This is a genomic window from Leptolyngbya sp. CCNP1308, from assembly GCF_034932455.1.
In the GTDB taxonomy this organism is placed as follows: domain Bacteria; phylum Cyanobacteriota; class Cyanobacteriia; order Phormidesmidales; family Phormidesmidaceae; genus Nodosilinea.
Genome location: NZ_JAYGIH010000072.1, coordinates 67263 through 90305, shown reverse-complemented (window position 1 = coordinate 90305; position 23043 = coordinate 67263). Strand labels below are relative to the sequence as shown.

Genomic DNA, 23043 nt, shown 5'->3' with positions numbered 1-23043 from the left:
GGGGTAGAGGATTCGTGGGGTGAGGTGCTGTGGCCTAGGCTTTGGTGGGCAGTGCCCACCCTACGATTACTGAGAACCACTTGTAATGGCGTTAATGATGGCGGTGATAGCTGGGCTTAGGCTGGGTAAAACGGCCACAGTAGCGGTAGCAATGATGATGGTGATCGACATGCGTACCATGCCATCAATGCCTTTCTGGTAGGCATCGAACTTGTAGTCTTGCTTATCTACCTTGTCACCCAGGCTCTTAATGTCTCTGCGAACGTCATCGATCTCGCCCCGAACCTCGCTCCGAACTTCATCGATCACATGGCGCAGATCGATCAACGCATCCCGAATGTCGCTATTCGTTGGATTCTCCGGTATCTGCACGGCCCGACCTCAGCCTAGATATGACTCAATTCTAGCCAAGTATGCCCACCGCTTATTTTTGAACCGCCATGCTTAGGAAACGACCAGATCCGTAGGATAGGCAAAGGTCGATAGACCATGCCCATCACCACAATCAAATCATTAATGGGCACGCAGGTTTTGCCCAACCTACACGTCCCTCATCAACGCATTCTTTAGGATAACCACCATGGGAAAACCGACTGGCTTTATGGAATACCTGCGGGAAGTGGCGCAAGAAGTCGCCCCCGCCGATCGCATTCGCAACTGGGATGAGTTCCACCTCCACATGCCGGAGGAAAACCTCCGCACCCAGGGGGCTCGCTGTATGGATTGCGGCACCCCCTTTTGCCACACGGGCATGACCATTAGCGGCATGGCCAGCGGTTGCCCCGTCAACAACCTGATCCCGGAATGGAACGACCTCGTCTATCGCGGCCTGTGGGAAGAAGCCCTAGAGCGGCTGCACAAGACCAACAACTTCCCCGAATTTACCGGGCGGGTTTGCCCTGCCCCTTGCGAGGGTTCCTGCGTGTTGGGCATCACCAGCCCCCCGGTGACGATCAAAAACATTGAGTATTCCATTGCCGAAAAGGGCTGGGAGTCGGGCTGGATCACCCCCAACCCGCCCCAGCAGCGTACAGGCAAGAAAGTCGCGGTGATTGGCTCTGGCCCTGCGGGTCTTGCCGCCGCCGCCCAGCTCAACTCGGCGGGCCACTGGGTCACCGTGTACGAACGGGCCGATCGCCCCGGCGGCCTGCTGATGTACGGCATCCCCAACATGAAGCTCGATAAGCAACAGGTGGTGCAGCGCCGGCTCGATGTGCTGGAGGCCGAGGGCGTCACCTTTGTCTGCAACACCGAAGTTGGCAAAGACATCTCTGCTGAAAATCTGCTCAAAGAGTTCGACTCTGTAGTGCTCTGCACCGGCTCCACCAAGCCCCGCGATCTGCCCATCGAAGGGCGCGAGCTGAAGGGCATTCACTTTGCGATGGAATTTCTCACTGCCAATACGCGATCGCTGCTGGATGGCTACCCCGGCAACGACTACATCTCGGCGGCGGGCAAAGATGTGGTGATCATCGGCGGCGGCGACACGGGCACCGACTGTGTGGGTACCTCCATTCGCCACGGGTGCAATAGCGTCACCCAGGTGGAGATTATGCCCCAGCCGCCGGAGACGCGATCGGCGGGTAACCCCTGGCCCGAGTGGCCCAAGGTCTACAAGATGGACTACGGTCAGGAAGAAGCCGCCGCCATGTTTGGCGACGACCCCCGCGCCTACCTGACCACCGCCACCAAGTTTGAGGGCGATGAGCAGGGCAACGTGAAAGCTGTCCACACGGTACAAATTCAGTGGGGCAAAGACGAAAATGGGCGGTTTGTGCCGCAGAACGTGCCCGGCACCGAGAAGGTTGTCCCCGCCCATTTGGTGCTGCTGGCGATGGGCTTCCTTGGCCCCGAGCAGCCGTTGATCGATGCTTTGGGCCTCGAGAAAGATGGTCGTAGCAATGTGAAAGCTGAGCATGAGCAGTACACCACGTCGATTCCGGGTGTGTTTGCGGCGGGGGATTGTCGCCGGGGGCAGAGCCTGGTGGTTTGGGCCATCAATGAGGGGCGTGGGGCGGCGCGGGAGTGCGATCGCTACCTGATGGGCACCACCGAGCTGCCCTAACTTGCTCACCCAGAAACCGGGTTTCTTGCCTCAAGTGCTAGAACTAGCAATCAATAAGGGCTAACAGAAACCCGGTTTCTCGCTTTTTATCAATACCCATTGAACTGTCAATAGAAGGATCTACGACAATAGCAGCACTGCCGCTCAGCAAAACACAGCCAAACGGCAGACAGACAGAGGTAAGGTTTTATGGACGGATTGAAAATCCTACAAACATCTGACCAGGCCAACTGGGATTATGACGACGAAGCGGATGTCTTATATCTGACAGTTGGTGAACCTCGTCCAGCCTTTGGAGTCGATATTGGCGATGGAGTTGTGCTTCGCTATGACGAAGCAAATCGGGAAGTTGTTGGGCTAACGGTGATTGGATTACGGGCCAAGCTGGCGAAGGCTGCTTAGCACTGCATCTCTTGCAAGGAAATCCTAAGCTTGAGTAACCGTGGGGGCTGAAGTTGCCGAAGAAAATCCGAGAGCTGAAAGCTATGCTTAAAAAAGCTGGCTTTTACGAAAAATCAGGTAAGGGGAGCCATACCAAGTGGTTGCACCCCCAATATATGGGTCGAGTCACCATATCTGGTAAGGATGGGAGTGATGCCAAACCCTACCAGGAAAGGGAAGTAGCTGAAGCGATTAGAATAGTGATGCAGCAAGGGGATGAGAGACAATGAGCACCCTTCGTTATGAAATGGCAATTGTCTGGTCAGAGGAAGATGATTGCTTTCTGGTGCATCTGCCCGACTTTCCCGAACAGACCTATCGTACCCACGGCAACAGCTACGAAGAAGCCGCACGAAATGGTCAAGAGGTTTTGCAGCTTTTGCTAGAGGAAGACGGGTTGCTCCTACCCAAACCTAAACCTGCTGCTGCTTAAGAGCTGAGGACGGGCAGTGCCCTCAAGCCCTTAGGTTTTCTACCAATATGAAGATCATTACAACCAACTATCAAGATTAAGCTATGCAGGTAGGGCGTTCCGGTTCGTTGCTGGGCATATTGTAGATAGTAATAGGGTGTCCCCACGTGTACCCATTATCGCATCCCGTCTCTACCTCAAAATTGCATGAGCCAGAAAAAGCCGTCAAATCGTCGCAAGCCAGCGACCATTAATCAAATTCGAGCACAAATCCGCAACCTGGCAAAGCTGCACAGTTACGATGAGCAAATTTTGTTGGATTTTGCTGAATTTGTGAATGGTGGGAAGTTCAAGGAAATTGAACCAAGCCTGAATGAATTGAAGGAGGCAGTTTGTCAAGCGTTTAATTGTTCTGATTATAAATCTCTTAAGAAAAACAAGGCGTTTCAGCTAGCTACTGCTGGACGTGGCTTTAATTTTAGCTATAAAGATTCATGGCTGACACTCTATCGCGAATGGGTGCGAGTTCCTGAAAACGAGCGCAATGAAATTGGGCCAAACACCATCAATGGGATTGACGTGCTCAAAAATTTTCGCCCCTGGCAGGTGTTTCAACTGGATCCAAAAACTGCCACTGCTGATGATATAAATACGGCCTTTCGTCAGCTAGCCAAAAAACATCACCCAGATACTGGCGGAGATCGCAAGGTCTTTGAAGAACTTCAAAAGATGCGAGATTCCTTACTTTTATTACGCTAAGTATTTTAGGTGAATAGTTGAAATGCCAGCAGCACAACGAAAACACATTCTTTTATCTGATCAAGAAACGGCAAGCATATTGAGAATTAACATCAACAAACTCTATAGAGTTTGTGATTTCTTCGACAGAAATGTTGACGATGAATGGGAGCTAGTTGAGGGAGAGCATTTCGAGTGGGTGCGAAAAGATGTAAAAAAACGACAATTTTACGAGGCAGGGGCTGTAGCACTTGCAAAGCATCTTCAGGAAGTTGAAACACAAGGGTTTTTCGCTAGCTTAGTAGACGAAGTGGTAGAAGCTTTTACCCATCGACGCAAAAGGATACGTCGCCACTTAGTTAGAAGACAAGTTTCCATTGAATTTTCGAACCTAGATGATGCAAGCTTGACGCCTGACTTAGTCTTTCTAGAAAGGCCAAAAATTATTCGTATTTTGCGCACAAATGGCAAGGGGATAAACGCATCAATTAAGCGAATACAGAATAATAATAGTTTAGAAGGGCAAGAGCAGTTAAAGCCCGGAAAGCATTTTGATGTTATAGACAATATCCAATACTGGAGCCAAATTGGAATTGTTGGTTTAGCCCAAGATATGTCTCAAAACCATGGAAAGAGATCACGGGCATCCCGAAAAGCTTGGACAGACACGGTGTTTGAAGAAATTGAGGACGCGATTCAAGAACAAAGGAAATACTTGGAATCAGCCGAAAGCCGAATCAACAAGGCAATGGAAAAGGCCAAAAGAGTTGCTGATAACACCTGCCAGGTTTCTTTACTGAAGCGTACTCCTGCCCGGCCCTTCGATCTCCATGTCCATCACCTGTTTGATCGTAGCTCAAGACCAGATCTAGCAGATGTCTTGGACAATCTGCTCGTCATGCATTCTGAGATACATCGTGGTTTCCACAGATGGCATGGTAGTGAAAGTTGTGAGCCAAAAGATCTTATTGAATATTTATTTCATGCAGAAGGAGGTAAGTTTGAGACAAAGCGAAGTACCAGGAATCTTGATGCTCTGGTCATTAAGCTAGAAAGAATTCAGTCATTTTTCGAAAATCACTATCACATGCCTTAGTGAGTTCTGTGTATGCTGAATAGAAGGGAGTAGCGCCCGACGATACCAAGGGCGTAAGCGATCGCGAAGGGCGTACATACGAATCCTTAGGTTTACAGCTAAATCAGGTCATGGTTTTACATTTTGAACCTGTACCACCTGACAACAAAGCCGAAAGGGCTACGATTTAATCATAGGCTTCATCTTCACCGGCTTCAAATTCTTTACACCCCTGATGCTCAAAGGTCAGCAAACTTGCCCTAGGGCTGGCAGGATTAGCACACACTCCCCAATCCATACCCAGTTGACCCTCCAACGGCAAGAAATACTTGCAGCCACAAGAACAATCGGGTCCCCAATCATCATCGCGATCGCGACGACCATAGGGCTCAAAGTCGCTGGGTAGGTATTGAACAATCTCCAGAAGACGCTGATGTAATTCAGGCATTGGCTCACTGCTGTGATACGACAAGGACAGTCTTAAACGCTCTCCCCCTGCGATCGACTCGTTAGCACCGTAGACGATCGCGCCCATACTGGGTACCTGTAGGTTGGTTTCTCTAGCTCAACCCAATCTACAAGCTATCCTTAAATTAGACTGCCTCCAATCGGGACCCGCCATGACTCAATCTTTGCGAGCTATCTACCGTAACGGTGCCTTTATTCCCCAAACAGCCTTTGAGCTTCCCGAAGGCACAGAGGTTGAGCTATTGGTACAGGCTTCCCAAATAACTTCACCCCCCATTGCTGATGTAGCAGCAAAGCGGCAGTTTTTGAGAGCATTAGTAGAGCGAATGCAGCAAAACCCTATTCCTCTCAACGCTCCCTACTTCACTAGAGACTCTCTGCATGAACGCCGTTGATACGAACATTTTAATTTATGTCAACGATCCCCGTGACCCTATCAAGCAACGTGTAGCGACTTCGCTTATAGCCGAGTTAGTGGATGGCGTTTTGTTATGGCAAGTCGCAACAGAGTATTTAGCAGCTAGTCGCAAACTGGAACCCCTGGGTTACGACAAAACCCAGGCCTATCAATATATTCGAGATCTACAACAAGTTTGGTACACTTCGCTGCCTAACTGGGATGTGCTTGATCGAGCAGAGACCTTGCACAGTAGATTTAGCCTATCCCATTGGGATGCAATGATTGTGGCAGCGTGTTTAGAAATTAATATCCAAACCCTTTACTCAGAAGACTTCGGATACTCAAAAATTGACAGCTTGACTATCGTCAATCCCTTTGAAGTGTAAAGATCATTGACCACTATTTTATAGCCCCTCGCTCTGATTACAAGCTCAACTTCCTCGATCGCAGCACACTGGCTTACACACTTCTTAAACAGGCGGTGCGGGAGTGCTATCTTGACTTGATGAGCGTTACTGAACTGCTCTGAACAAACTCAATCGCACAATGCCCTTGCCTAGTTTCCAAAATCCAGCTTTGCTTCGGCAAGCGCTCACCCACAGCAGCTACGCTAACGAACACCCCAGCGAAGGCCCCGATTACGATCGCCTAGAGTTTTTGGGCGACGGAATTCTTGAAGTTGTGGTGCGCGATTTAATCTTTGCCCGCTATCCTCACCTAGCCGTGGGCGAAATGTCTCAGCGGTGCGATCGCCTCGTCGATGAGCCATCCCTAGCAGAGATAGCAGTGCAGTTAGGCATTCCCAACCAAATGCGCCTGGGGGCTGGTGCCCAGCACGAGCGCCACAACCCCAGCTTTCAAGCCGACATGTTTGAAGCGGTGATCGGCGCTTACCGCTTAGACTCTGGCATTGCCGCCGCCTTTAGCTATGTTGAGGCAATCTTTAGCCCCCTTATCGATCGCGCCCTAGACCTTCAGGCCACCGACCCAGTGACCGAGTTGCAAGAATATGTACAGGTTCACATGGGCGGCACATTGCCCACCTACCTAGAAAAAGAGCGCCTTGGCCCCGACCACGCTAAAGTATTCATCCTAGAAGTCTGGGCGGGCGGAACCAGCTACGGCACGGGTCAAGGCCGCAGTATTAAAGAAGCGCGCAAAAATGCCGCGATCGCAGCACTGAGGATCTTAAAACCATGAAGGCAGCAATCTTGGGCTGTGGGTATGTCGGCAAGGCAGTAGCGCACCTGTGGAAATCCCAGGAAATCCACATAACAGCCACGACCACTAGCTCCGAGCGAGTAAGTGATTTACAGACAGTAGCCGATGCTGTGCAGGTGGTCAGTGGGTCAGATGCAGAAGGCATTGCCGCCCTCCTTCAAGACCAAGACACGCTGCTCATTTGCGTAGGGGCCGGTCGCCAAGCGAACTATGAAGACGTTTACTTAAAGACAGCTCAAACAGTTGTGGGCGCTCTCGATCGCGCTCCCAGCCTAAAGCAGATTATTTTCACCAGCAGCTATTCGGTGTACGGCAACTACGACGGGGCTTGGGTGAGAGAAGATGACCCGGTCAAACCCGCCACCGATAACGCCCGCACCATGGCCGAGACCGAGCAAACCCTGCTGCGGGCAACCACACCTGAGCGCCAAGTCTGCGTCTTTCGCCTCGGCGGCATCTATGGCCCAGGGCGCGAGCTGGCCAAAATCTATAGCCGCGCCGCTGGCACTACCCGCCCCGGCTCTGGCCACGAAGGCAGCAACTGGATTCATCTAGACGACATTGTGGGGGCGATCGCCCACGCCCAAACCCACTCCCTCAGCGGCCTCTACAACCTGGTGCAAGACGAAATCCCCACCGTGCGCGAGCTGATCGATCGCGTCTGCCAAGCCAACCAGCTAGAACCCGTGCAGTGGGATCCATCCAAACCCAGTGCTCGGCCCTACAACGTGCGCGTGTCGAACCAAAAACTCAAGGCAGCGGGCTACGAGTTTTGCCATCCCAAGTTTGAAGGCATTTAGGTGCCTGAGGGCTTTTGTCCCACAAACTCGATGCTAGCCAGGTGCAGCTTGCCCTGGGGAACTTGGTCAAACACCAGCTCTACGCTGGTCAACGCCGCCAGGTCTACACCAGAGAACTGCCCCAGGGGAATGCGCAGGGCGCTGGGATAAAGGGGTGCCGTGTTGCCGTGGGTAGAGTCAGCCTCGAACCGTCGCAGAGCAGGCACCGCAGAGAGAATTTCGACCCGCGTCGCCCCCCCTTGGCCGTCGCGCAGCACCACCGCAAACGCTGGCTGCCCCTGGGGTAGCGCCCAAGATGGGTCAGGGGCAAGACGCAGTTCCAGGCTGGCAAAGTTGCTAACGTCGATGCTCTCTAGCGGCAACTGCACCAATTCTGTAGTAGCCTCCCACCCCAGGGTAAGCAGAGTCGGAAAGTGGGGATAGGGGCGCACAGGCTGCTGGCAATCGGTTAGCGGTTCGCAGAAGGTCGCTTTTAGCCCAGCAGTAAGAATCGTTTCTGGCGCATTCTCAGCCTCAAACACGGTGTACCGCTGGGCATTGGGAGAGACGAGAGTAGTGAGCACAGGCTGTTCAAAAAGTGCCGCTGGGGCTACTCGGTTAGGAGACATACCCACCTCAGTGAGGTCTGCCTCCCTAGAGGCAGGCCAAACAGTGCGCAAAAACGCCTGGGTGTACTGGGCGAGAAAGGTTTCTTGGGCCACCCGCGACAGACGATCACGCGATCGCTGCGGGTTGCACAATGGCCCATTGTTTGGGTTGCGGTAGTAGTCATCCTCCGCCACAGCGGCGTTGAAATAGTTGTGGTTGGCCCCCGGCAGCAGTATTCCGGCAACCGGTGTAGCGCGGGGCTGCTGGCGAGCCGTTTCGACGTAATACAGGCTGCTGAGGTCAAAAATGTCGCGATCGCACCCCCCAGCGATTACCGCCGTCGGCACATCCGGCAGTTGGTAAGCATCGGGACGCTGAGCGATCGGGTAGCTACGTGTGGGGCTAACCAACACCAGGGCTGCGATCGGGCCAAGGCCAGAGACAATTCTGCCTTGCAGGGCCGCTGCCGAGTCGCCGTCGAGCCGCTGAATCGCACTAAGGGCCGCCGCACCTCCCCCCATAGAATGGCCCACCATGGCCAGACGAGCCAGATCGACTCGTCCGGTTAGAGAAATCCCAAAGTTAGAATTGTCCTCCCGGTGGGCCTGAGCCAGGTGGGTGAGGTGGGCGTCAATAATTTGGCCGCTGCGCTGGTCGGCAAATTCGCTGCGGGTGTCGGCGGTGGCCCCGTAGGTTTCGCTAAAGGCCGCATTTAGGTTAGGCATCAGCACGCCGTAGCCCGCCTCAGCCAGAGCCTGGGCCAAGTAGGCAAACCCCAAATCAAAGCGAGATTCAGGATTACAAGGCCACTGGCTGGTAGCCTCGGGCTGAAAGTGGCAGCCCGCATGGCGACCGTGGAGCACCACGACCCAGGGAATAGGGGAATCGCCGGGGGGAAGGGCGATCGCCCCCGTCAGCGCCAGCGGCATTGGGTCAAATTCCTCCCCGCTCTGGGCCAGGCTAGACATCCCCAAATCGTAGGATCTCACTAGGGGGAAACCGGCCAGATCAGGGGTGGGAACAGCCTCGGGGGGCGGCGAAAGCGCCAGACCCGGTACTGGCATTCCCCCTAAGCTCAGCGCCAGTGTGAGCATTGCCAGAGCCAAAAACTTTCTGACATCTCTGACTACCCCAGGTAGGGGCAGAGCATGCTGTGCCCCTGCAGAACGTGGGGTGTCAATCAAAGCTATTGCAGAGCGATTTGGCAAAGGATACCGATATCGCAAAACAGCTCTACGACAAGTTTTTTCCCATCGCAGAGCCATCCAAACTCGCAAAACGCGCCCTGGCCTAGTAGCCGTAGCTCCAGCGGGCTCGGTAGCCGCGCACGTCGATATGGGTAAACACCGAAGAGCTGGCCAATCCGCCCCGGCTACCCCACCAGCCATTCAGCCGGGCATAGACATCAAAGCACCGCACGCCGGGTACCACAAAGTCCACTGCATCGCCTGCTAGGTGGCGCGACATAGACGCACCGCCCACCGCCGCATTGGTGGCCGGGTCGCGATACCAGGAGTTAATTTGCAGCGGCTTGTCGCCGTACATCTTGCGAATTTCTTCCATAGCATCGGCCACTTTCAAAATGTTGTAGATGACGCCAGCGTTGGCGGGGCGGCGGTAGGCCCCCGTAGAGCGGTTGACGTGCAGAGCCTCGCCCCAGGTAAAGTTGCCCCGCACCCCATAGCGGTTTTTCGGCTGAATTGGGTCGTTGGAGTAGTAGGTGCCCGTAAATCCAGGAAAGCGCAGCGCCACGCCCCGGTCAGCGGGGTTGCCGGGCTGCCCTGAACCTTGGTCACCGGGACGGTTGCCAATCTCAGTGCCTGAAATTTGAATATCGGGCACGTAAGCGTACCAAGAGGTGCGGTTTTGGGGGCCAAGAAAAGCACCTTGCAAGGCCACCCGCACGTGGTTGCTCTCGGGCTGGGCGTAGGAATTCAGCAAGAACACCGTGCCCTTCTTCACTAGCACCTTATCGGCGTCGGAGAGCTGGCTGGCCTGCACTGGCCGAGCCTTAAAGATGGTGTCACCCGTCACTTCTAGGGTCTGACGATTGCCGTCTACCTTGGTGTCGAGGCTGTAGACGTACCATTTGGTGTTGACTTCAGCCCCCACGATCGCATCGGCCAGTTCGACCTCGTAGTGGTCGCCCGCCGCTGGCTTAAAGGCCAGCAGATTTAGCTGGGTGCCGTTTTTAACAAACACCTTTTGTGACTCGCTCAGCTGCGACGATATTTTGGGCTCGGTTTTGAAGAGGGTGTCGCTGATCACCCGCAGCCGCACGCCGGTCAGCACATCAATATCTGGGGTGTAGACATACCAGGTGCGATTGGTTTTATCGCCCAGGGTGGGTTCGAGCAGTTGCACCTGCCAGTGGTTTTTGCCCACATCGATATAGTACTGAATGTCAAAGGTCGTGCCGTTGGTGACCAGCACCTTTTCGGCATCGGTGAGTTCGCTGGCCAGCTTGGGCTGGAGCTTAAAATAGGTCGTGCTTTTGACCCGCAGCGCCAGGCTCTTGGCGGGTTCGGGGGCGGGTTCACCGCCCGGTTCTTCAGGCGAGGTACCGCCGCCGTCCGGGGGTGGCGTCTCTCCCCCAGAGGAACCCGCCTGCTCGGGCTCGGCCCCGCCTGCCCCGACCGACACCGTCATGGCTAGGGGCGAGTCCGATCGCAAAAACCAGTCCCGCATGCCTTCCACATTGAGCACCTGCTCCTTGGGATTGGCGGCAGAGGGGCGCTTCTGAATGCGGGAGATCCACTGGTTTCCCTGCATCAGGTAAAAAGCTTCATCGGTTTCCTTAACCCAGGTACCCATGGTTTGACTCCCGTAGACACAGTGCAGTGCTGGCCCATGCAGAGATGGCCACCTAGCTATGAATATTAGAATCTAAACGCCGTTGTGGCGCAGTTTTGTCACCAATACGCCAGGTTTGTTACCCAAAGCCGTTGTCAGCGGCGCATTGGTAGTTGAGGATGACCCCAAAATGTGGGCGCTCAAGTCGGTGCGCCCGGCCTCTAAAAAACCAAGGGAGGCGAGGTCTGGGCCAGCATTGCCCCTGTTGCCCCTCAGATGGCCCCAGCTCTGGTAGATCAGCGGCAGAGCGCTGCTGCCGATCAGCAGGGCGATCGCCAGACTTAGCGCCCCATCCACCCAAAACCAGTGAAACAGCGCCATACACAGCGCCCCTACAATTACTCCCACCGAACTCACCAGGTCGGCCACCACATGCAAAAACGCCCCGCGCCGGTTCAGAGACTCATCGCCCTGGCCGTGGAGCAGCCAAACCCCAAATCCATTGATGCCCAGACCCACTAGGGCAGTCCCCAACATCGGCCCGCTGACTAGGGCCGTGGGGGGCGCAGCTAGGTGCTGCCAAGCCTCTAGGGAAATTAGCCCCGCCATGGCCAGCAGGCCCAGGCCATTCACTAGGGCCGCGATCGCCTCCAATCGCGGTTGACCGGGCCGGGGACGGTTCAGGGTTAGCCGCGTTAGCCAGCTAGCGGACAGGGCTAGGGCGATCGCCCCCACATCGGTAAGCATGTGCCCCGCGTCAGACTGAAGCGCTAGGCTGTGGCTCTGGCTACCCACCAGCCATTCCACCACCGCAAACCCCAGCACCAGACTGAGAAACAGACCTAAACGTTTTCTGTCAGCGGCATCTAGGCCGCAGCGACAGGGCAGAGATGAGGTGGGGTGAACAAAAGACGACATGGAGAAAAATCTAAAGGTCGCGGGGTTGAATGATTCGTCTACGCATTTTGGCATAGCTCCGAGGTTATGGAAGCTTGATATAGACAGTTTTCCCAGTTTCCCTCATCCCTCGTGATTCCCTCCCTCTAACCCCATCATCGGATTCAGCCGTGGATATACCACTGGGAGCTCTGCCAGTGCCGCCTTGGCCCGCCGCAGAATGTCGGTGCGAAAGGCCGGTTCATCGCGAACATCCATTGGGTAGGCCCGCAGCTTGAGGTGGCTGCCCCAGGGCATTTCGGCCAGCACCACCGCAATGGGCAGCTTGAGCTGCACAAAGCGGCTGCTGTAGGCGGCCTGGTGGAGAATATCGGTGATGGCCTGCAAGTTGGCCTCATGGTCAACATAGAAGTCGGTCACCACCTGGGCCTCTAGGCTGCCGCTATTGGCATTGGCAACGGGGTCGCTCCAGGTAACGCTGTGGGGAATGGTGACTAGGGTGTCGTCGAAGGTTTGTAGGCGAATGCCCCGCAGCCCGTAGCTCACCACTTCACCGTAGTAGTCGCCAATGGTGACGCGATCGCCCACCCGGTAGGGGGCCTCAAACAGGGCCACCACCCCGGCAATAATCGAGGTGGCGTAGTCTTTGAAGGCAAAGCCCAGGGCCACCGCAATGGTGCCCGTGATCGCCACCAGATTTTGCCCCGAAAGGTTAAAAAATAACCCCAGAATATGGGCAATCAGGGCAATCAGAATGATCCCCTTCCAAAAGGGGATCGACTGCTTAATGCCGAGCCGAAACTGCTTTGGCACCCGCTCTGAGAGCCAGTTGGAAAGGCTCTGCACCCCGGTCAGCAGGGCGTAGGCCAGCAGCAGGCTGACCACCGCATTGACGATGCGGTTGACGGAAATTTCTCGCAGCAGGGCGTCTACGGTGTTGTCGGTTTCCCGCAGGCTGTCAATTTGAGCCAGACGGCACCACAAATTCCACAGATTAGGGCGTAGAAGCAGAGGGCTGATCACGCGTTTTCCTCGGTAAGAAAGTTGTTGGTATCGAGTTCGGTATAGAGCCGCGAGTAGTAGGCCGGGTGAATGCTCAGCCCTGACTGACCCAGGTGCAGCAGGCCCGACTGTCGCAACATTTGTACCCGCACCTGCACCATGCTTTCGGGCTGACCTAGGCTGAGGGCCAGATGCGATCGCGCCATGACCCCATGCAGCATCAGCGCGTGGATCACGTAGTGGTCTGCGGCCTCTAGATCAGGCAGAGACGGCAAGGCGGGCTGCACCTGGCGCAGTAGCACCGGCAGCGGTTTGCCCTGGTCGGGGATCTGGGGCTGTTCTGGCCGGTCAGACTGTTGCAGCCGTAGCGACCTAAGCCACAGCGATCGCGCTACCTCGGGTCGCCCCTCACACAGCTCTGCAAAGGTTGACCAGGAAATATCGCCCAGCGCCGAAGCTGCTTCATCAGCTTCCGAGAGCGGCTGGCCCAGGGTTGCGGCCAGGGGGGTAATCCAGTCGCGGAGGGCGTCGCGATCGAGGCGGGGTAGGGGGTGTGTGTAATTAAAGTACGCCTCTACCTGGCACACCCGGCTTAAAAACGCCCAGGCCCACGTGTTGCTAGGAATCACCCAAAAGTAGTTTTGCTGGGCGCTGACGGTATCGCGCAGCCACTCTATGCCCCGCCAGCCACCGATGCAGCGCAGATAGCACTGTTCTAGAGGCGGCAGCACAATTACTCGCTGGCGGCGAGCCAGGTCGTCTGGGTCGTCATCGTCGTCGCTCTGCTCCGCCTCCTGGAGCCGGGCCAGAGCCTCAGTCAGATGGGCCTCGACCAAGAGAGGATCCGCCGGGCGCATCGTCCAGGGCAGAGGTCGCAAAATATCTAGGCTGGTCGTCAGCTCTGGGGTATGGTCGGCAGTCAGCGCCGCGTCTAGTACCGCAGCGGTATTGTCCACCGGGCTGCCCAGCAGCACTAGGTTATTGGGGGCGTCGAGGTCGCTTTGCCAGGCGGCGATCGCCTCGGCAATCCGATCCGCCACGGCGGTGAGGTAAGCGGCTGGGTAAGGTAACGCCCGCAGTCGCTGGCGTACCTCCACATCCCACACCGAGGGCAGAGAGCAAAGCCCTTCCTCAGAGCGCTTAGAGGCCGCCTTGGCCCGCAGCAGCCCCGACTGCGCCTGACTGACCATGTTTTTAACCAGCTTGCCGACCATAAAAAATGCTGAAAACAACAGCGATGTAGCCCCTCTGGCGCAGCCCTTCCGGCGCAATCTAGCGGCACCCTGCCAGCCACCCCCAGGGCACCATGGCCCGAGCGACCTAAAATCTAGAGATAGCTTACTGTTGAATTTGAGCCAATGACCGTTCTCAAGCTGCTGCTGGTGCGCCACGGCCAGTCGGTGGGCAATACCGAGGGCCGCATGGAGGGCTGTAGCTCTAGCGGGCTAACTCCGCTGGGGGCGCAGCAGTCACTGAGGCTCGGGCAGCACTTGGCCTCCACCGGCTGGGAGCCCACCCACATCTATTGCAGTCCGCTAGAGCGGGCGATCGCCACCCTGGCCGAAACTCTCCGAGGCTTAGGATATAAGGATCCTGAGTCTGCAAGAAATTCTATGACCGTGACTCTGGCCTCTGGTCAGACGATTCCCGTAACACTATTAGATGGCCTCAAAGAATACGACGTCGGAATTTTCACCGGCCTAACCTGGGCCGAAGCCTGCGATCGCCACCCCGCCCTCTGCCACCAGCTCGAAACCAGCCTCGACTGGCAGCCCATTCCCCAGGCCGAAACCCTAGAGCAGGGCCACAACCGAGCCCAACGCGTTATAGATGAGCTGATTGAACGCCACCGCAACGGCGATCGCCTGCTCGTCATCGGCCACCACTGGATTTTGCAGCACGCGATCGCTTGTTTAATGGGCTGCGATCGCGCCTGGGGTCTACCCATGGCCAACACCGCTGTGTTTGAATTTTGGCTCGATCGCGATCGCTGGCCCCAGTTTGGCCCTAACCGTCTCAATAGCGAACTGTGGCGCATCAAGCGCTTCAACGACACCACCCACTTGCAGAGCTAACGCTAGTTTTGAATTCTCAATTTTGAATTTTGAATTTTGAGCTGTACTTAAACGCGAAAATTCAAAAACTTAAACCTAAACACTCAAAACTGAACCCGCGCCTCCAAAATAAACGCATCCGTCAGCTGCGCCACCCCCGCCGAGCTAGCCGGTTGTAGCCGCAGCCGCTGCCGCACCACACAGCTCACCAAGTCATCCACCGCGCTGCTGCCCGTGCCCTGCACCAGCCGCACGTTAGAAATCTCGCCGCTGGGCTCCACCCGAATCTGCATCTGCACCGAGGAAGCCGAGATTCCCGCCAGCAGCGCATCTAGGTTGGCAAACCCGCAGCTAGACGCCAGAGGCCGCATGGCAATCGCGCTGGTATCCAACAGCTGCGGGGCCGTTTCAGGAATGTCTCGGCCATTGGGGTCAAGGCGCAGGCCCACGGGTACCACCTGTCCGCCCTGGCCCTCGGACTCACCCGGTGCAGCATTCTCCGGTGGGGCCGAGGGGAGCGGCTCGCCAGGGGCAGGATTCTCAACCCCTGGCAAGCCCTCTGCTCCAGGCGGTCGGCTGACTTCCGGGGCTGGCGAAACCGGCGCAGCGGGGCGGGGCGGGGCAGGAGCTACGGCAGGGGGATCCTGAGTGACTGGGGCCGGGGTCGGCCGGGGGGCGGGGGCCACGGGCGGGCTCGCAACTGGGGGTGCCGCTGGCGGGGGCGTAGCCGTAACCGACGGTTCTATAAACGGGCGCGAAGGAGCCGGGCTTACAGGGGGCTCCGGCGCAGCGGCAGCCTGAGCGACCTGGGCAGCCTCAGCGATCGCCGCATCCGCTGGGGAAAAAGACTGTGCGGTTGAGTCCTCAGCGGACGATGTGGGGTCTGAATTTTCGGCGGGCGCTTCAGGGGCGGGTGAGTCGAGGGGCAAATCTACCATCTGAATCGGTAGCGGAGCCATCTCGCCCTCGGGCAGGGCGGGGGTCTGAATGGCCAGGGTACGCACCATCCCCAGAGCCAGGCCATGGGCTAGCACCGAGGCCACGGCAGCCACTGGCCACAGCAGCTTGGGGTCGCGGTGGCGGGTAAAGGTGGTTAAAAAGGAAGAATTGGCCATAGATAGCAAGCACCCGCCAGGGCAGTCCAGAGACAATACCGGCGCTAACCAGCGGTGGTGAACAAAACCATTCTCTAGATCGTACCCGTTGAGCGGGGGGAGAAGGGTATATTGACTGCTAAGGCAATTGGCCAAACATCCAGACTGAGTGCCGGGCACTCGCTTTGCGATCGCCAACCCTGGCATTAGGAGACTGCTGAAAAAGAGTTTCCCTAATGGTGGGCAGTGCCCACCCTACAGCGGCTATAGTCGCTGGATTGAAGCTGGTATCTTCTTTCCTGGAAATCTCCTTAGTTGTGTTTGCCGCAGAGGCTCATGGTACAGGCCGACCCCAACATTCATCCTTTGGCGGCCTCGGCAACACCCCAGCCGCAGGTGCGCACGGCCAGTCTGCGCGATCTCGACCGGCTGGCCGATGTGCTCACCGCTAGCTTTTACGATCGCGGCGGCTGGCGGCAGTGGGTGTATCCCTTCATTCGGCTGGGGATTTACGAAGACTTAAAGCAGCGGCTCAAGGCTCAGTCGCCTCGCTACGCCTGCTTAGCCGCCATAGCGCCTCCTACTGAGGATTGTCCGGCCAGCCCCAGCGACGCCATTGCCGGTACCGTCGAAGCCTCACTGCGCCAGCCTTGGCCCTGGCAGGGCGATCGCCACGTATATATTTCAAACCTGGCGGTTGATCAAACCTTTCGGCGGCAGGGGGTTGCGCTGGCCCTGCTGCGATCGTGCGAACAGGTTGCCCAGCGGTGGGGCATCTATGAACTGCACCTCCACGTGATGGAAGATAACCTGGCCGCCCGAGCCCTCTACCTCAAAGCCGGGTTTTCGGTGGTGCAGGCCGAAGACTCACCAGCCTCGTGGCTAGGGCTCCAGGCCCGTCGGCTGCTGTTGCACAAAACCCTGCCGCCGCCACCGCCACCGAGCCAGCCCTAGCCCAGCCAGACAACTTCACAGAAACCTCAAGCTATTGATCGAGAAATTTATCCCTCCTTCAGCGCAGCTAAACACTTCATGGGGGGTCTGGCAGGTGTTTACCCTAGAATGAAGGCCTGGGAACCTCAGTAACCAGAGCCTTAAAAGAACCCAGACTGTAGCTAATTGAGCTGTTGTCGCTACTATGTGACGGGGATGATCTCCAATTTTGAGCAGAATATCTCAGGTTCAGGATTCGGGGGTTCCCTACACTCCCCTGGGTTTTCTGCTGCATCTGAACCCACCCGTCCCCACGCTGTTACCCCAGTGAGCGGTTTTTCAAACCCATTTTTTGAATCGAGCCTGCTGCTGTCAGAAGAAGATGACATTCTGGCCAGAATTCGCGGCGGCGAACTGTGGGTGGTCAACAGCCGCCGCCGCAATGGCTTAATCCTTCACAAAGAGTTTTATACCGAGTTTGCTGGCCCCGGTGCCGCTGTGGGGGGTGGCCTCGATGCCGACTGCCGAGCAGTTATTCCCCTGGGCAGCCTGTCGCTAATTTCTCCTGACTCGGCGGAGTCCCAGCAAAAGGCTCTCAAAATCCGCTTGCAGTGGGTGCGGCTCACCCAAAACTTTACCGATAAGCCGGTGCCCCTCGATCGCGCCCAGCTCATTCTCGAACAGTTTAAGAGCTACTTTGACCAGAGCATTGTTGACAGGGTGCCCGATGAAGCCTTTGCCCTGCTAGTGGGGGTGCTGCCCTACACCGTTCGCCGCGCCCGCGCCCTGGTGTAGGGGCACTGCATGCAGTGCCCGGAGAGGTCTACACCTGCTGTAGGTGAGCCAGGGTGCGCTGATTCTCCGCCGGGGTGCCGATGGTAATGCGCAGCCCACCGCCCGTGTGACGCACTAGCGTTCCCTGGCGGCGCAAGCCATTGAACCAGCGCTCTAGCTCTACATTTAAGGATTGACCTGGCTGAGCTGGGGGCCGTCCGTAGAGAAAGTTGGCGTCGCTGGGCCAGAGGTGCAAGGGAGTGTGCTGGGCGATCGCATCCGCCAATTCCCGCCGCTGCTGCTGAATTTCGGGCACTACCGCCAGCAGCTCCTGTCTATGAACTAGGGCCAGCTGAGCTGCCGCCTGGGTGAGGCTGGGCAGATTGTAGGGCAGGCGCACTTTCTCAAGCGCCTGGGTCAGCTCTGGATTCGCCACGGTGTAGCCCACCCGGTAGGCCGCCAGACGAAATGCCTTCGAGAATGTCCGCATCACCACCCAGTTGGATCGAGTTAGCACTTCCGCCACGGTGGTCTGCTGGCTGAACTCAAAGTAGGCTTCATCCACCACCACAAGGATTTCGGGGGGCAGAGCCTTGAGCCAGGCCAATTCAGCAGCGGTGAGGGCGTTGCCGGTGGGCGAGTTGGGGTGCACCATAAACACCGCTCGTACGGGCGTTCCCTGAGGTTGGGCGATCGCCTGCTGGGCCGCCGCTAAATCGACCTCAAAGGTTTCCTCACTCCGCCCTACCGTCGTCACCGGAATGCCCAGGGTGCTGGCGAGAATGCCGTACATCGAGAAAGTGGGATTGGCCACCAGAATCGATCCGTCCCCACCGACACAGGTGGCGATCAGCAGCGAGCGAATCAGTTCGTCGGAGCCGTTGCCGACGGAGATGTGCTCGGCGTTATAGGAGGATCCTGGGGCAGATTCGGTGACGTATTGGGCGATCGCGTCCTTCAACGCCCCATGGCCGCCGTCGGGGTAGCGGTTGGCCGTGATGTCACGGTGTAGATGCCAGGCCAGTTTTTCCTTAAGCACCTCGGGCAGATCGTAGGGGCACTCGTTGGTGTCAAGAATATCGAGATTCGCTGGGGAAGGGTCGTCTGCCGACTCAACGTGGGGGGTGTAGGCCGCCAGTTGAACCACCGCCGATCGCAAAAAGGGCAAAGCCATGGAGAACGCAAGTGCAGTAACCCCCCCATTATTGCAGAGCCAGCGGGGCGGCCAGGGAGACGGGCATTAACGGTATACTTTTGCCAACTTGGCTGCCCTCTTGCGTCTATTCTGGCGCTTTCGATCTAGGGGAGTACACTGAGAGTTATAGGCAAGCAGCCTATAACCGCTGCAAAATCAAGGCCAGAACCCAGACCACCATGCTAGACGCGCTGATTGTATTTTCATTTATCCTGGCCGGAGCGGGCATTGGGTTCTATAGCATTGACCTGCTGCCCCAGCCAATTTTGCAGCAGGTGACGAATATTGAGGCGCTGGGTGCGGTGACCGCCGTGTTTGGCGGGTTGATTGGCACCGGGCTGGGCCTGGTGATGCAGACCAGCTACCGCCGTTTAGAGCGCCAGGTTAAAGAACTGCCGCCCGATCGCATTCTCACCCGCGCCGTGGGCCTAGTGCTGGGTCTGCTGATCGCCAACCTGATGCTGGCTCCGCTGTTCTTGCTACCCATCCCCTCAGAGTTTGGCTTTATCAAGCCGATGACAGCGGTGCTGGGCAGCGTGTTGTTTGCCGTGTCGGGCATGAACCTGGCCGATACCCACGGGCGATCGCTGCTGCGCCTGATCAGCCCCAGCACGCTGGAATCTACCCTGGTGGCCGAGGGCACCCTCAAACCCAGCAAAACCAAGGTGCTCGACACCAGCTGCATTATCGATGGCCGCATTGAAGGGCTAATGGAGACCGGCTTTTTGGAGGGCCAGCTGCTAGTTCCCCAGTTTGTGCTGCAAGAACTGCAAAATGTCGCCGACGCCAGCAATGACCAGAAGCGCGATCGCGGCCGACGCGGTCTCGACGTGCTAAACCGCATTCGCGAAGCCTACCCCAACCGTCTGCTGATCAACTCCGTCGATTTTGACGACATCCCCACCGTCGATGCCAAGCTGGTAAAGCTGGCCCAAGAACTCAACGCCATGCTGCTCACCAACGACTACAACCTCAACAAAGTCGCCAGCTTCCAGGATGTCGAAGTACTCAACATCAACGACCTGGCCCAGGCCATTCGCCCCGCCTACCTGCCTGGCGACGACATCGACCTGAAGATTCTCAAAGAGGGCAAAGAGCCTTCCCAGGGCGTGGGCTACCTCAACGACGGCACCATGGTCGTAGTCGAAGAAGGCCGCGACTACATCGGCGAAGAGGTGGGCGTGGTGGTGACAGGGTCGCTGCAAACCTCCGCCGGGCGCATGATTTTCGCCCGTCCCAAAACTTCGATGGTGGCTTCGTAGGCGATCGCCAGATTTAGGGCTAAATCAAATCTCTCAGTACACACCAATTGAGCTATTCGCATAGATCCTTCAATCGCTACAACTGAAAGGCTGTATGAAACACAACACCAACAGAAATTAGCGATCGATCAAGAGGAAACAATGCCAAAAAATCAGGTTTTACAGGCAACCTATCATGACGGCAGCCTAGTGCTAGAGGAAAGACTAGATGCAGCGTGGGAGGGCAAGAAATTAAAGATTATCCTCATAGAGGATGCTGTCCAGACTTAAAATAGAAGCGATGTACCTTTAGAGGACAGAAAGCAGAACTTCTTGGAAAAATTCCGTCTTCACTCGTTCAAACTGCCCAAAGATTACCAGTTCAACCGAGAAGAACTCTATGAGCGACAGGGTTCTTCTCGACACCAATCTTTGGGTTTATCTTTACAGCAAAGACCCTAAAGAGAAATATGAAAAGGCTGACGCCCTACTTTCATCTCATCTTGACGCTTTAATTGTGAGCACTCAAATTTTAGGTGAACTGTATAACGTTCTAATTAAAAAGAGATTACAGAGCCAAGTACAGGCACAAGAAATTATCTATCAAATAATTGATGGATTCGATATTTGTGGAATAACTCCCGCGTGCGTGGCGGAGGCCATACAAATCGATATCCGTTATGGCTATGCCTACTGGGATAGTGCGCTGATTGCAACAGCTCTACTCAGAAGACATGCAGCACAACCAAGTGATTGAAGGAAGGCTAAGGATCGTCAATCCTTTTATTTGAGTCTACGGTATCGCCCCTTGGAAATTCCTCAGCTCAACAATGGGGTACGATCGCAACGGCTTTTCACTATCGCTGCTATGACCCCCCGCATTGAGCTAACCGACGCTGCCCCGCACCAAACCCTGACCCTGGAATTCCCTACCGATGGGGTAGCGCTGCGAGGTCGGGTACGGGTGCCGGGGGATAAGTCAATTTCCCACCGATCGCTGATGTTGGGGGCGATCGCCCAGGGCGAAACCCGCATTCAGGGCCTGCTACTGGGGGAAGACCCCCGCAGCACCGCCGCCTGCTTTCAGGCCATGGGCGTCACCCTGTCATCGCTTGAAGACGAATGGGTAACGGTGCAGGGAGTGGGCCTGGGCAATTTGCAGGAACCAGCGGACGTACTCAACGCCGGGAATTCGGGCACTACCCTGAGGCTGATGCTGGGGCTGCTGGCGTCGCACCCCGATCGCTACTTTGCAGTCACAGGGGATGGGTCGCTGCGATCGCGCCCCATGGATCGCGTTATCAAGCCCCTGACCCAGATGGGGGCAGAAATCTGGGGCCGACAAAATAACCGCCTCGCCCCTCTCGCGGTGCGGGGTAAAGCCCTCAAACCGATCCACTATCACTCGCCCGTGGCCTCGGCCCAGGTCAAGTCCTGCATTCTCTTGGCCGGGCTGATGACCGAGGGCGACACCACCGTAACCGAGCCCAGCCTGTCGCGCGACCACAGCGAGCGCATGCTGCGAGCCTTTGGGGCCAATATTTCGGTAGACCCCGACACCTGTAGCGTCACCGTCCATGGCCCCGCCACCCTCACCGGGCAGACCGTGGTGGTGCCCGGCGACATTAGCTCCGCCGCCTTTTGGCTAGTGGCCGGAGCCATTACCCCCGGCTCTGACCTGGTGATTGAAAATGTGGGCATCAACCCCACCCGTACCGGCATTCTCGATGCGCTCCAGATGATGGAAGCCGATATTGCTCTGGAGAACCCCCGTGAGGTTACAGGGGAGCCAGTCGCCGACCTGCGAGTGCGCCACAGCCGCCTCAAAGCCGTCAATTTGAGCGGCGACCTGATTCCTCGAATGATCGACGAAGTGCCAATTTTGGCAGTGGCGGCGCTGTTTGCCGAGGGCACCACGGTGATCACCGACGCCGAAGAATTGCGGGTGAAAGAATGCGATCGCATCGCCGTTATGGCCAGCCAGCTCACTCACATGGGTGCCCGTGTCGAAGAACACCCCGATGGCCTCACCATTTACGGCGGCACCCCCCTCACAGGAGCCACTGTCGATAGCTACACTGATCATCGGGTCGCCATGAGCCTGGCGATCGCCGCCCTGCGAGTCAAAGGCTCAATGCAAGTGCTGCGGGCCGAGGCAGCGGCGGTGTCTTACCCAAGTTTTACCGCCACCCTGGCTGAGCTTTGTGGATTGAGCGTAGGCTGAGCTAAGTTCGTGCCCAAACCATGACTTAGACCGTCGCCCTGGGCACACTCTAAGCAAGCCCCAGGGCCAAGCCCCAGAGGCAATCTTAGGGCTCAACGTTCAAGAAACCGATGTGGCAACCGTTGAAAAACTTTGTCAATAGCCTCACCACCTACATGGCCCTCAGCCCCGACATGGTCGCCCGTCAACGGGTGAATCAGTGGCTGCGATCGCGCCCATGCCTCACCTGCGACGAGTGGTACCGCTACCATTGGACGCCGCTAGCGGTGCCCTGCCCTCTGCCCAAACCCCTGATCGACTTTACCTACCATCAGCTCACCGCCTACTCTGGCCTTGAGATTGGCCGAGTTCAGCCCAGCGATCGTTTGGTTGAAGACCTATCGTTTCCAGCGGTGTGCTGGTTTGACTGGAGCCTCACCCTCTGCGAAGATTTCTACGAAACCTTTGGCCTCGACATCAGCGAGCACTTCGACGAAACCCAGCTGTTCACCTGCGCTGATTTAGTGAGCTTTTTAGAGCAGCAAATGGAGAGTCGGCAAGATGAAGAGATGAGAGAGATAGGGGAATAAAGTAGATAGAGAGTGCCTATATTTCTGTCTTTTGCCCAACTCTCTCCCCTCATCTTCCT

The 23043-nt window shown here is 56.6% G+C and carries 26 protein-coding genes; 17 read left to right on the top strand and 9 right to left on the bottom strand.

Features of this window, described 5'->3' with window-relative positions:
- Nucleotides 1-66: 66 nt before the first annotated feature.
- A complete protein-coding gene (locus VB780_RS14685) occupies nucleotides 67-372 on the bottom strand; it encodes a hypothetical protein (protein ID WP_323351911.1) in 306 nt (101 codons plus the stop codon).
- Between the two features lie 208 nt (nucleotides 373-580).
- Here VB780_RS14685 and VB780_RS14680 point away from each other — a divergent pair, with 208 nt between their 5' ends.
- From VB780_RS14680 to VB780_RS14655, 6 genes are all read left to right on the top strand, one after another.
- A complete protein-coding gene (locus VB780_RS14680; protein ID WP_323351910.1) occupies nucleotides 581-2065 on the top strand; it encodes a glutamate synthase subunit beta in 1485 nt (494 codons plus the stop codon).
- Between the two features lie 189 nt (nucleotides 2066-2254).
- The gene (locus VB780_RS14675; RefSeq protein ID WP_323351909.1) at nucleotides 2255-2467 is read left to right on the top strand and encodes a DUF2283 domain-containing protein; all 213 of its coding nucleotides are present in this window, start codon (nucleotides 2255-2257) and stop codon (nucleotides 2465-2467) included.
- Nucleotides 2468-2520: 53 nt separating this feature from the next.
- Nucleotides 2521-2736 (top strand): type II toxin-antitoxin system HicA family toxin, encoded by a 216-nt coding sequence (locus VB780_RS14670; RefSeq protein WP_323351908.1) that lies wholly within the window; start codon nucleotides 2521-2523, stop codon nucleotides 2734-2736.
- Nucleotides 2733-2939, top strand: a complete 207-nt coding sequence (locus VB780_RS14665; RefSeq protein WP_323351907.1) for a type II toxin-antitoxin system HicB family antitoxin — start codon at nucleotides 2733-2735, stop codon at nucleotides 2937-2939. Before VB780_RS14670 ends, VB780_RS14665 begins: the two co-directional genes overlap by 4 nt.
- Before the next feature lie 186 nt (nucleotides 2940-3125).
- Entirely contained in the window at nucleotides 3126-3677 is a 552-nt protein-coding gene (locus tag VB780_RS14660) for a J domain-containing protein (RefSeq protein WP_323351906.1), read from the top strand.
- A gap of 22 nt (nucleotides 3678-3699) precedes the next feature.
- A complete protein-coding gene (locus VB780_RS14655) occupies nucleotides 3700-4752 on the top strand; it encodes a hypothetical protein (RefSeq protein WP_323351905.1) in 1053 nt (350 codons plus the stop codon).
- A gap of 166 nt (nucleotides 4753-4918) precedes the next feature.
- Here the strand turns inward: VB780_RS14655 and VB780_RS14650 are convergent, their stop codons facing one another.
- Nucleotides 4919-5266, bottom strand: a complete 348-nt coding sequence (locus tag VB780_RS14650; RefSeq protein ID WP_323351904.1) for a DUF3027 domain-containing protein — start codon at nucleotides 5264-5266, stop codon at nucleotides 4919-4921.
- An 85-nt stretch (nucleotides 5267-5351) separates the two neighbouring features.
- Between VB780_RS14650 and VB780_RS14645 the strand changes: the two genes are divergently transcribed.
- The 4 genes from VB780_RS14645 (at nucleotide 5352) to VB780_RS14630 (ending at nucleotide 7620) form a co-directional block, all read left to right on the top strand.
- A complete protein-coding gene (locus VB780_RS14645; protein WP_323351903.1) occupies nucleotides 5352-5594 on the top strand; it encodes an antitoxin family protein in 243 nt (80 codons plus the stop codon).
- Nucleotides 5581-5985 carry a PIN domain-containing protein gene (locus VB780_RS14640; RefSeq protein ID WP_323351902.1) on the top strand — a complete coding sequence of 135 codons (405 nt, stop codon included), beginning with the start codon at nucleotides 5581-5583 and terminating at the stop codon, nucleotides 5983-5985. The genes VB780_RS14645 and VB780_RS14640 overlap by 14 nt, the downstream gene beginning before the upstream one ends.
- Nucleotides 5986-6145: 160 nt before the next feature.
- A complete protein-coding gene (rnc, locus tag VB780_RS14635; RefSeq protein ID WP_323351901.1) occupies nucleotides 6146-6799 on the top strand; it encodes a ribonuclease III in 654 nt (217 codons plus the stop codon).
- On the top strand, nucleotides 6796-7620 hold the full coding sequence (locus tag VB780_RS14630) for an SDR family oxidoreductase (protein ID WP_323351900.1): 825 nt from the start codon (nucleotides 6796-6798) through the stop codon (nucleotides 7618-7620). Before rnc ends, VB780_RS14630 begins: the two co-directional genes overlap by 4 nt.
- Here VB780_RS14630 and VB780_RS14625 read toward each other — a convergent pair.
- The 5 genes from VB780_RS14625 to VB780_RS14605 form a co-directional block, all read right to left on the bottom strand.
- Nucleotides 7617-9302, bottom strand: coding sequence for a hypothetical protein (locus VB780_RS14625; RefSeq protein WP_323351899.1), 1686 nt, complete (start codon nucleotides 9300-9302; stop codon nucleotides 7617-7619). The genes VB780_RS14630 and VB780_RS14625 overlap by 4 nt on opposite strands.
- 196 nt (nucleotides 9303-9498) lie before the next feature.
- Nucleotides 9499-11022 carry a D-Ala-D-Ala carboxypeptidase family metallohydrolase gene (locus VB780_RS14620; RefSeq protein ID WP_323351898.1) on the bottom strand — a complete coding sequence of 508 codons (1524 nt, stop codon included), beginning with the start codon at nucleotides 11020-11022 and terminating at the stop codon, nucleotides 9499-9501.
- 72 nt (nucleotides 11023-11094) lie between these two features.
- A complete protein-coding gene (locus VB780_RS14615; RefSeq protein WP_323351897.1) occupies nucleotides 11095-11919 on the bottom strand; it encodes a cation diffusion facilitator family transporter in 825 nt (274 codons plus the stop codon).
- Nucleotides 11920-12021: 102 nt separating this feature from the next.
- Nucleotides 12022-12921, bottom strand: a complete 900-nt coding sequence (locus tag VB780_RS14610) for a mechanosensitive ion channel family protein (protein WP_323351896.1) — start codon at nucleotides 12919-12921, stop codon at nucleotides 12022-12024.
- Nucleotides 12918-14114, bottom strand: coding sequence for a hypothetical protein (locus tag VB780_RS14605; RefSeq protein WP_323351895.1), 1197 nt, complete (start codon nucleotides 14112-14114; stop codon nucleotides 12918-12920). Before VB780_RS14605 ends, VB780_RS14610 begins: the two co-directional genes overlap by 4 nt.
- A 144-nt stretch (nucleotides 14115-14258) precedes the next feature.
- Here VB780_RS14605 and VB780_RS14600 point away from each other — a divergent pair, with 144 nt between their 5' ends.
- Nucleotides 14259-14975: a histidine phosphatase family protein gene (locus tag VB780_RS14600; RefSeq protein ID WP_323351894.1), complete on the top strand. Its 717-nt coding sequence runs from the start codon at nucleotides 14259-14261 to the stop codon at nucleotides 14973-14975.
- An 83-nt stretch (nucleotides 14976-15058) separates the two neighbouring features.
- On the opposite strand, the gene VB780_RS14595 is transcribed toward VB780_RS14600, so the two are convergent.
- Nucleotides 15059-16069: a hypothetical protein gene (locus VB780_RS14595; protein ID WP_323351893.1), complete on the bottom strand. Its 1011-nt coding sequence runs from the start codon at nucleotides 16067-16069 to the stop codon at nucleotides 15059-15061.
- 315 nt (nucleotides 16070-16384) lie between these two features.
- On the opposite strand from VB780_RS14595, the gene VB780_RS14590 reads away from it, so the two are divergent.
- Both VB780_RS14590 and VB780_RS14585 read left to right on the top strand, forming a co-directional pair.
- Nucleotides 16385-17002 carry a GNAT family N-acetyltransferase gene (locus tag VB780_RS14590; protein ID WP_323351892.1) on the top strand — a complete coding sequence of 206 codons (618 nt, stop codon included), beginning with the start codon at nucleotides 16385-16387 and terminating at the stop codon, nucleotides 17000-17002.
- 306 nt (nucleotides 17003-17308) lie between these two features.
- Complete coding sequence (locus VB780_RS14585) at nucleotides 17309-17776, top strand: hypothetical protein (protein WP_323351891.1); 468 nt, start codon at nucleotides 17309-17311, stop codon at nucleotides 17774-17776.
- Between the two features lie 28 nt (nucleotides 17777-17804).
- Here the strand turns inward: VB780_RS14585 and VB780_RS14580 are convergent, their stop codons facing one another.
- The gene (locus VB780_RS14580; protein WP_323351890.1) at nucleotides 17805-18929 is read right to left on the bottom strand and encodes a histidinol-phosphate transaminase; all 1125 of its coding nucleotides are present in this window, start codon (nucleotides 18927-18929) and stop codon (nucleotides 17805-17807) included.
- A gap of 200 nt (nucleotides 18930-19129) precedes the next feature.
- On the opposite strand from VB780_RS14580, the gene VB780_RS14575 reads away from it, so the two are divergent.
- From VB780_RS14575 to VB780_RS14560, 4 genes are all read left to right on the top strand, one after another.
- A complete protein-coding gene (locus tag VB780_RS14575) occupies nucleotides 19130-20212 on the top strand; it encodes a PIN/TRAM domain-containing protein (protein ID WP_323351889.1) in 1083 nt (360 codons plus the stop codon).
- A gap of 379 nt (nucleotides 20213-20591) precedes the next feature.
- Complete coding sequence (locus VB780_RS14570; RefSeq protein ID WP_323351888.1) at nucleotides 20592-20948, top strand: PIN domain-containing protein; 357 nt, start codon at nucleotides 20592-20594, stop codon at nucleotides 20946-20948.
- Nucleotides 20949-21059: 111 nt separating this feature from the next.
- The gene (gene aroA, locus VB780_RS14565) at nucleotides 21060-22415 is read left to right on the top strand and encodes a 3-phosphoshikimate 1-carboxyvinyltransferase (protein ID WP_323351887.1); all 1356 of its coding nucleotides are present in this window, start codon (nucleotides 21060-21062) and stop codon (nucleotides 22413-22415) included.
- Between the two features lie 110 nt (nucleotides 22416-22525).
- On the top strand, nucleotides 22526-22984 hold the full coding sequence (locus tag VB780_RS14560) for a hypothetical protein (RefSeq protein WP_323351886.1): 459 nt from the start codon (nucleotides 22526-22528) through the stop codon (nucleotides 22982-22984).
- Nucleotides 22985-23043 lie beyond the last annotated feature (59 nt).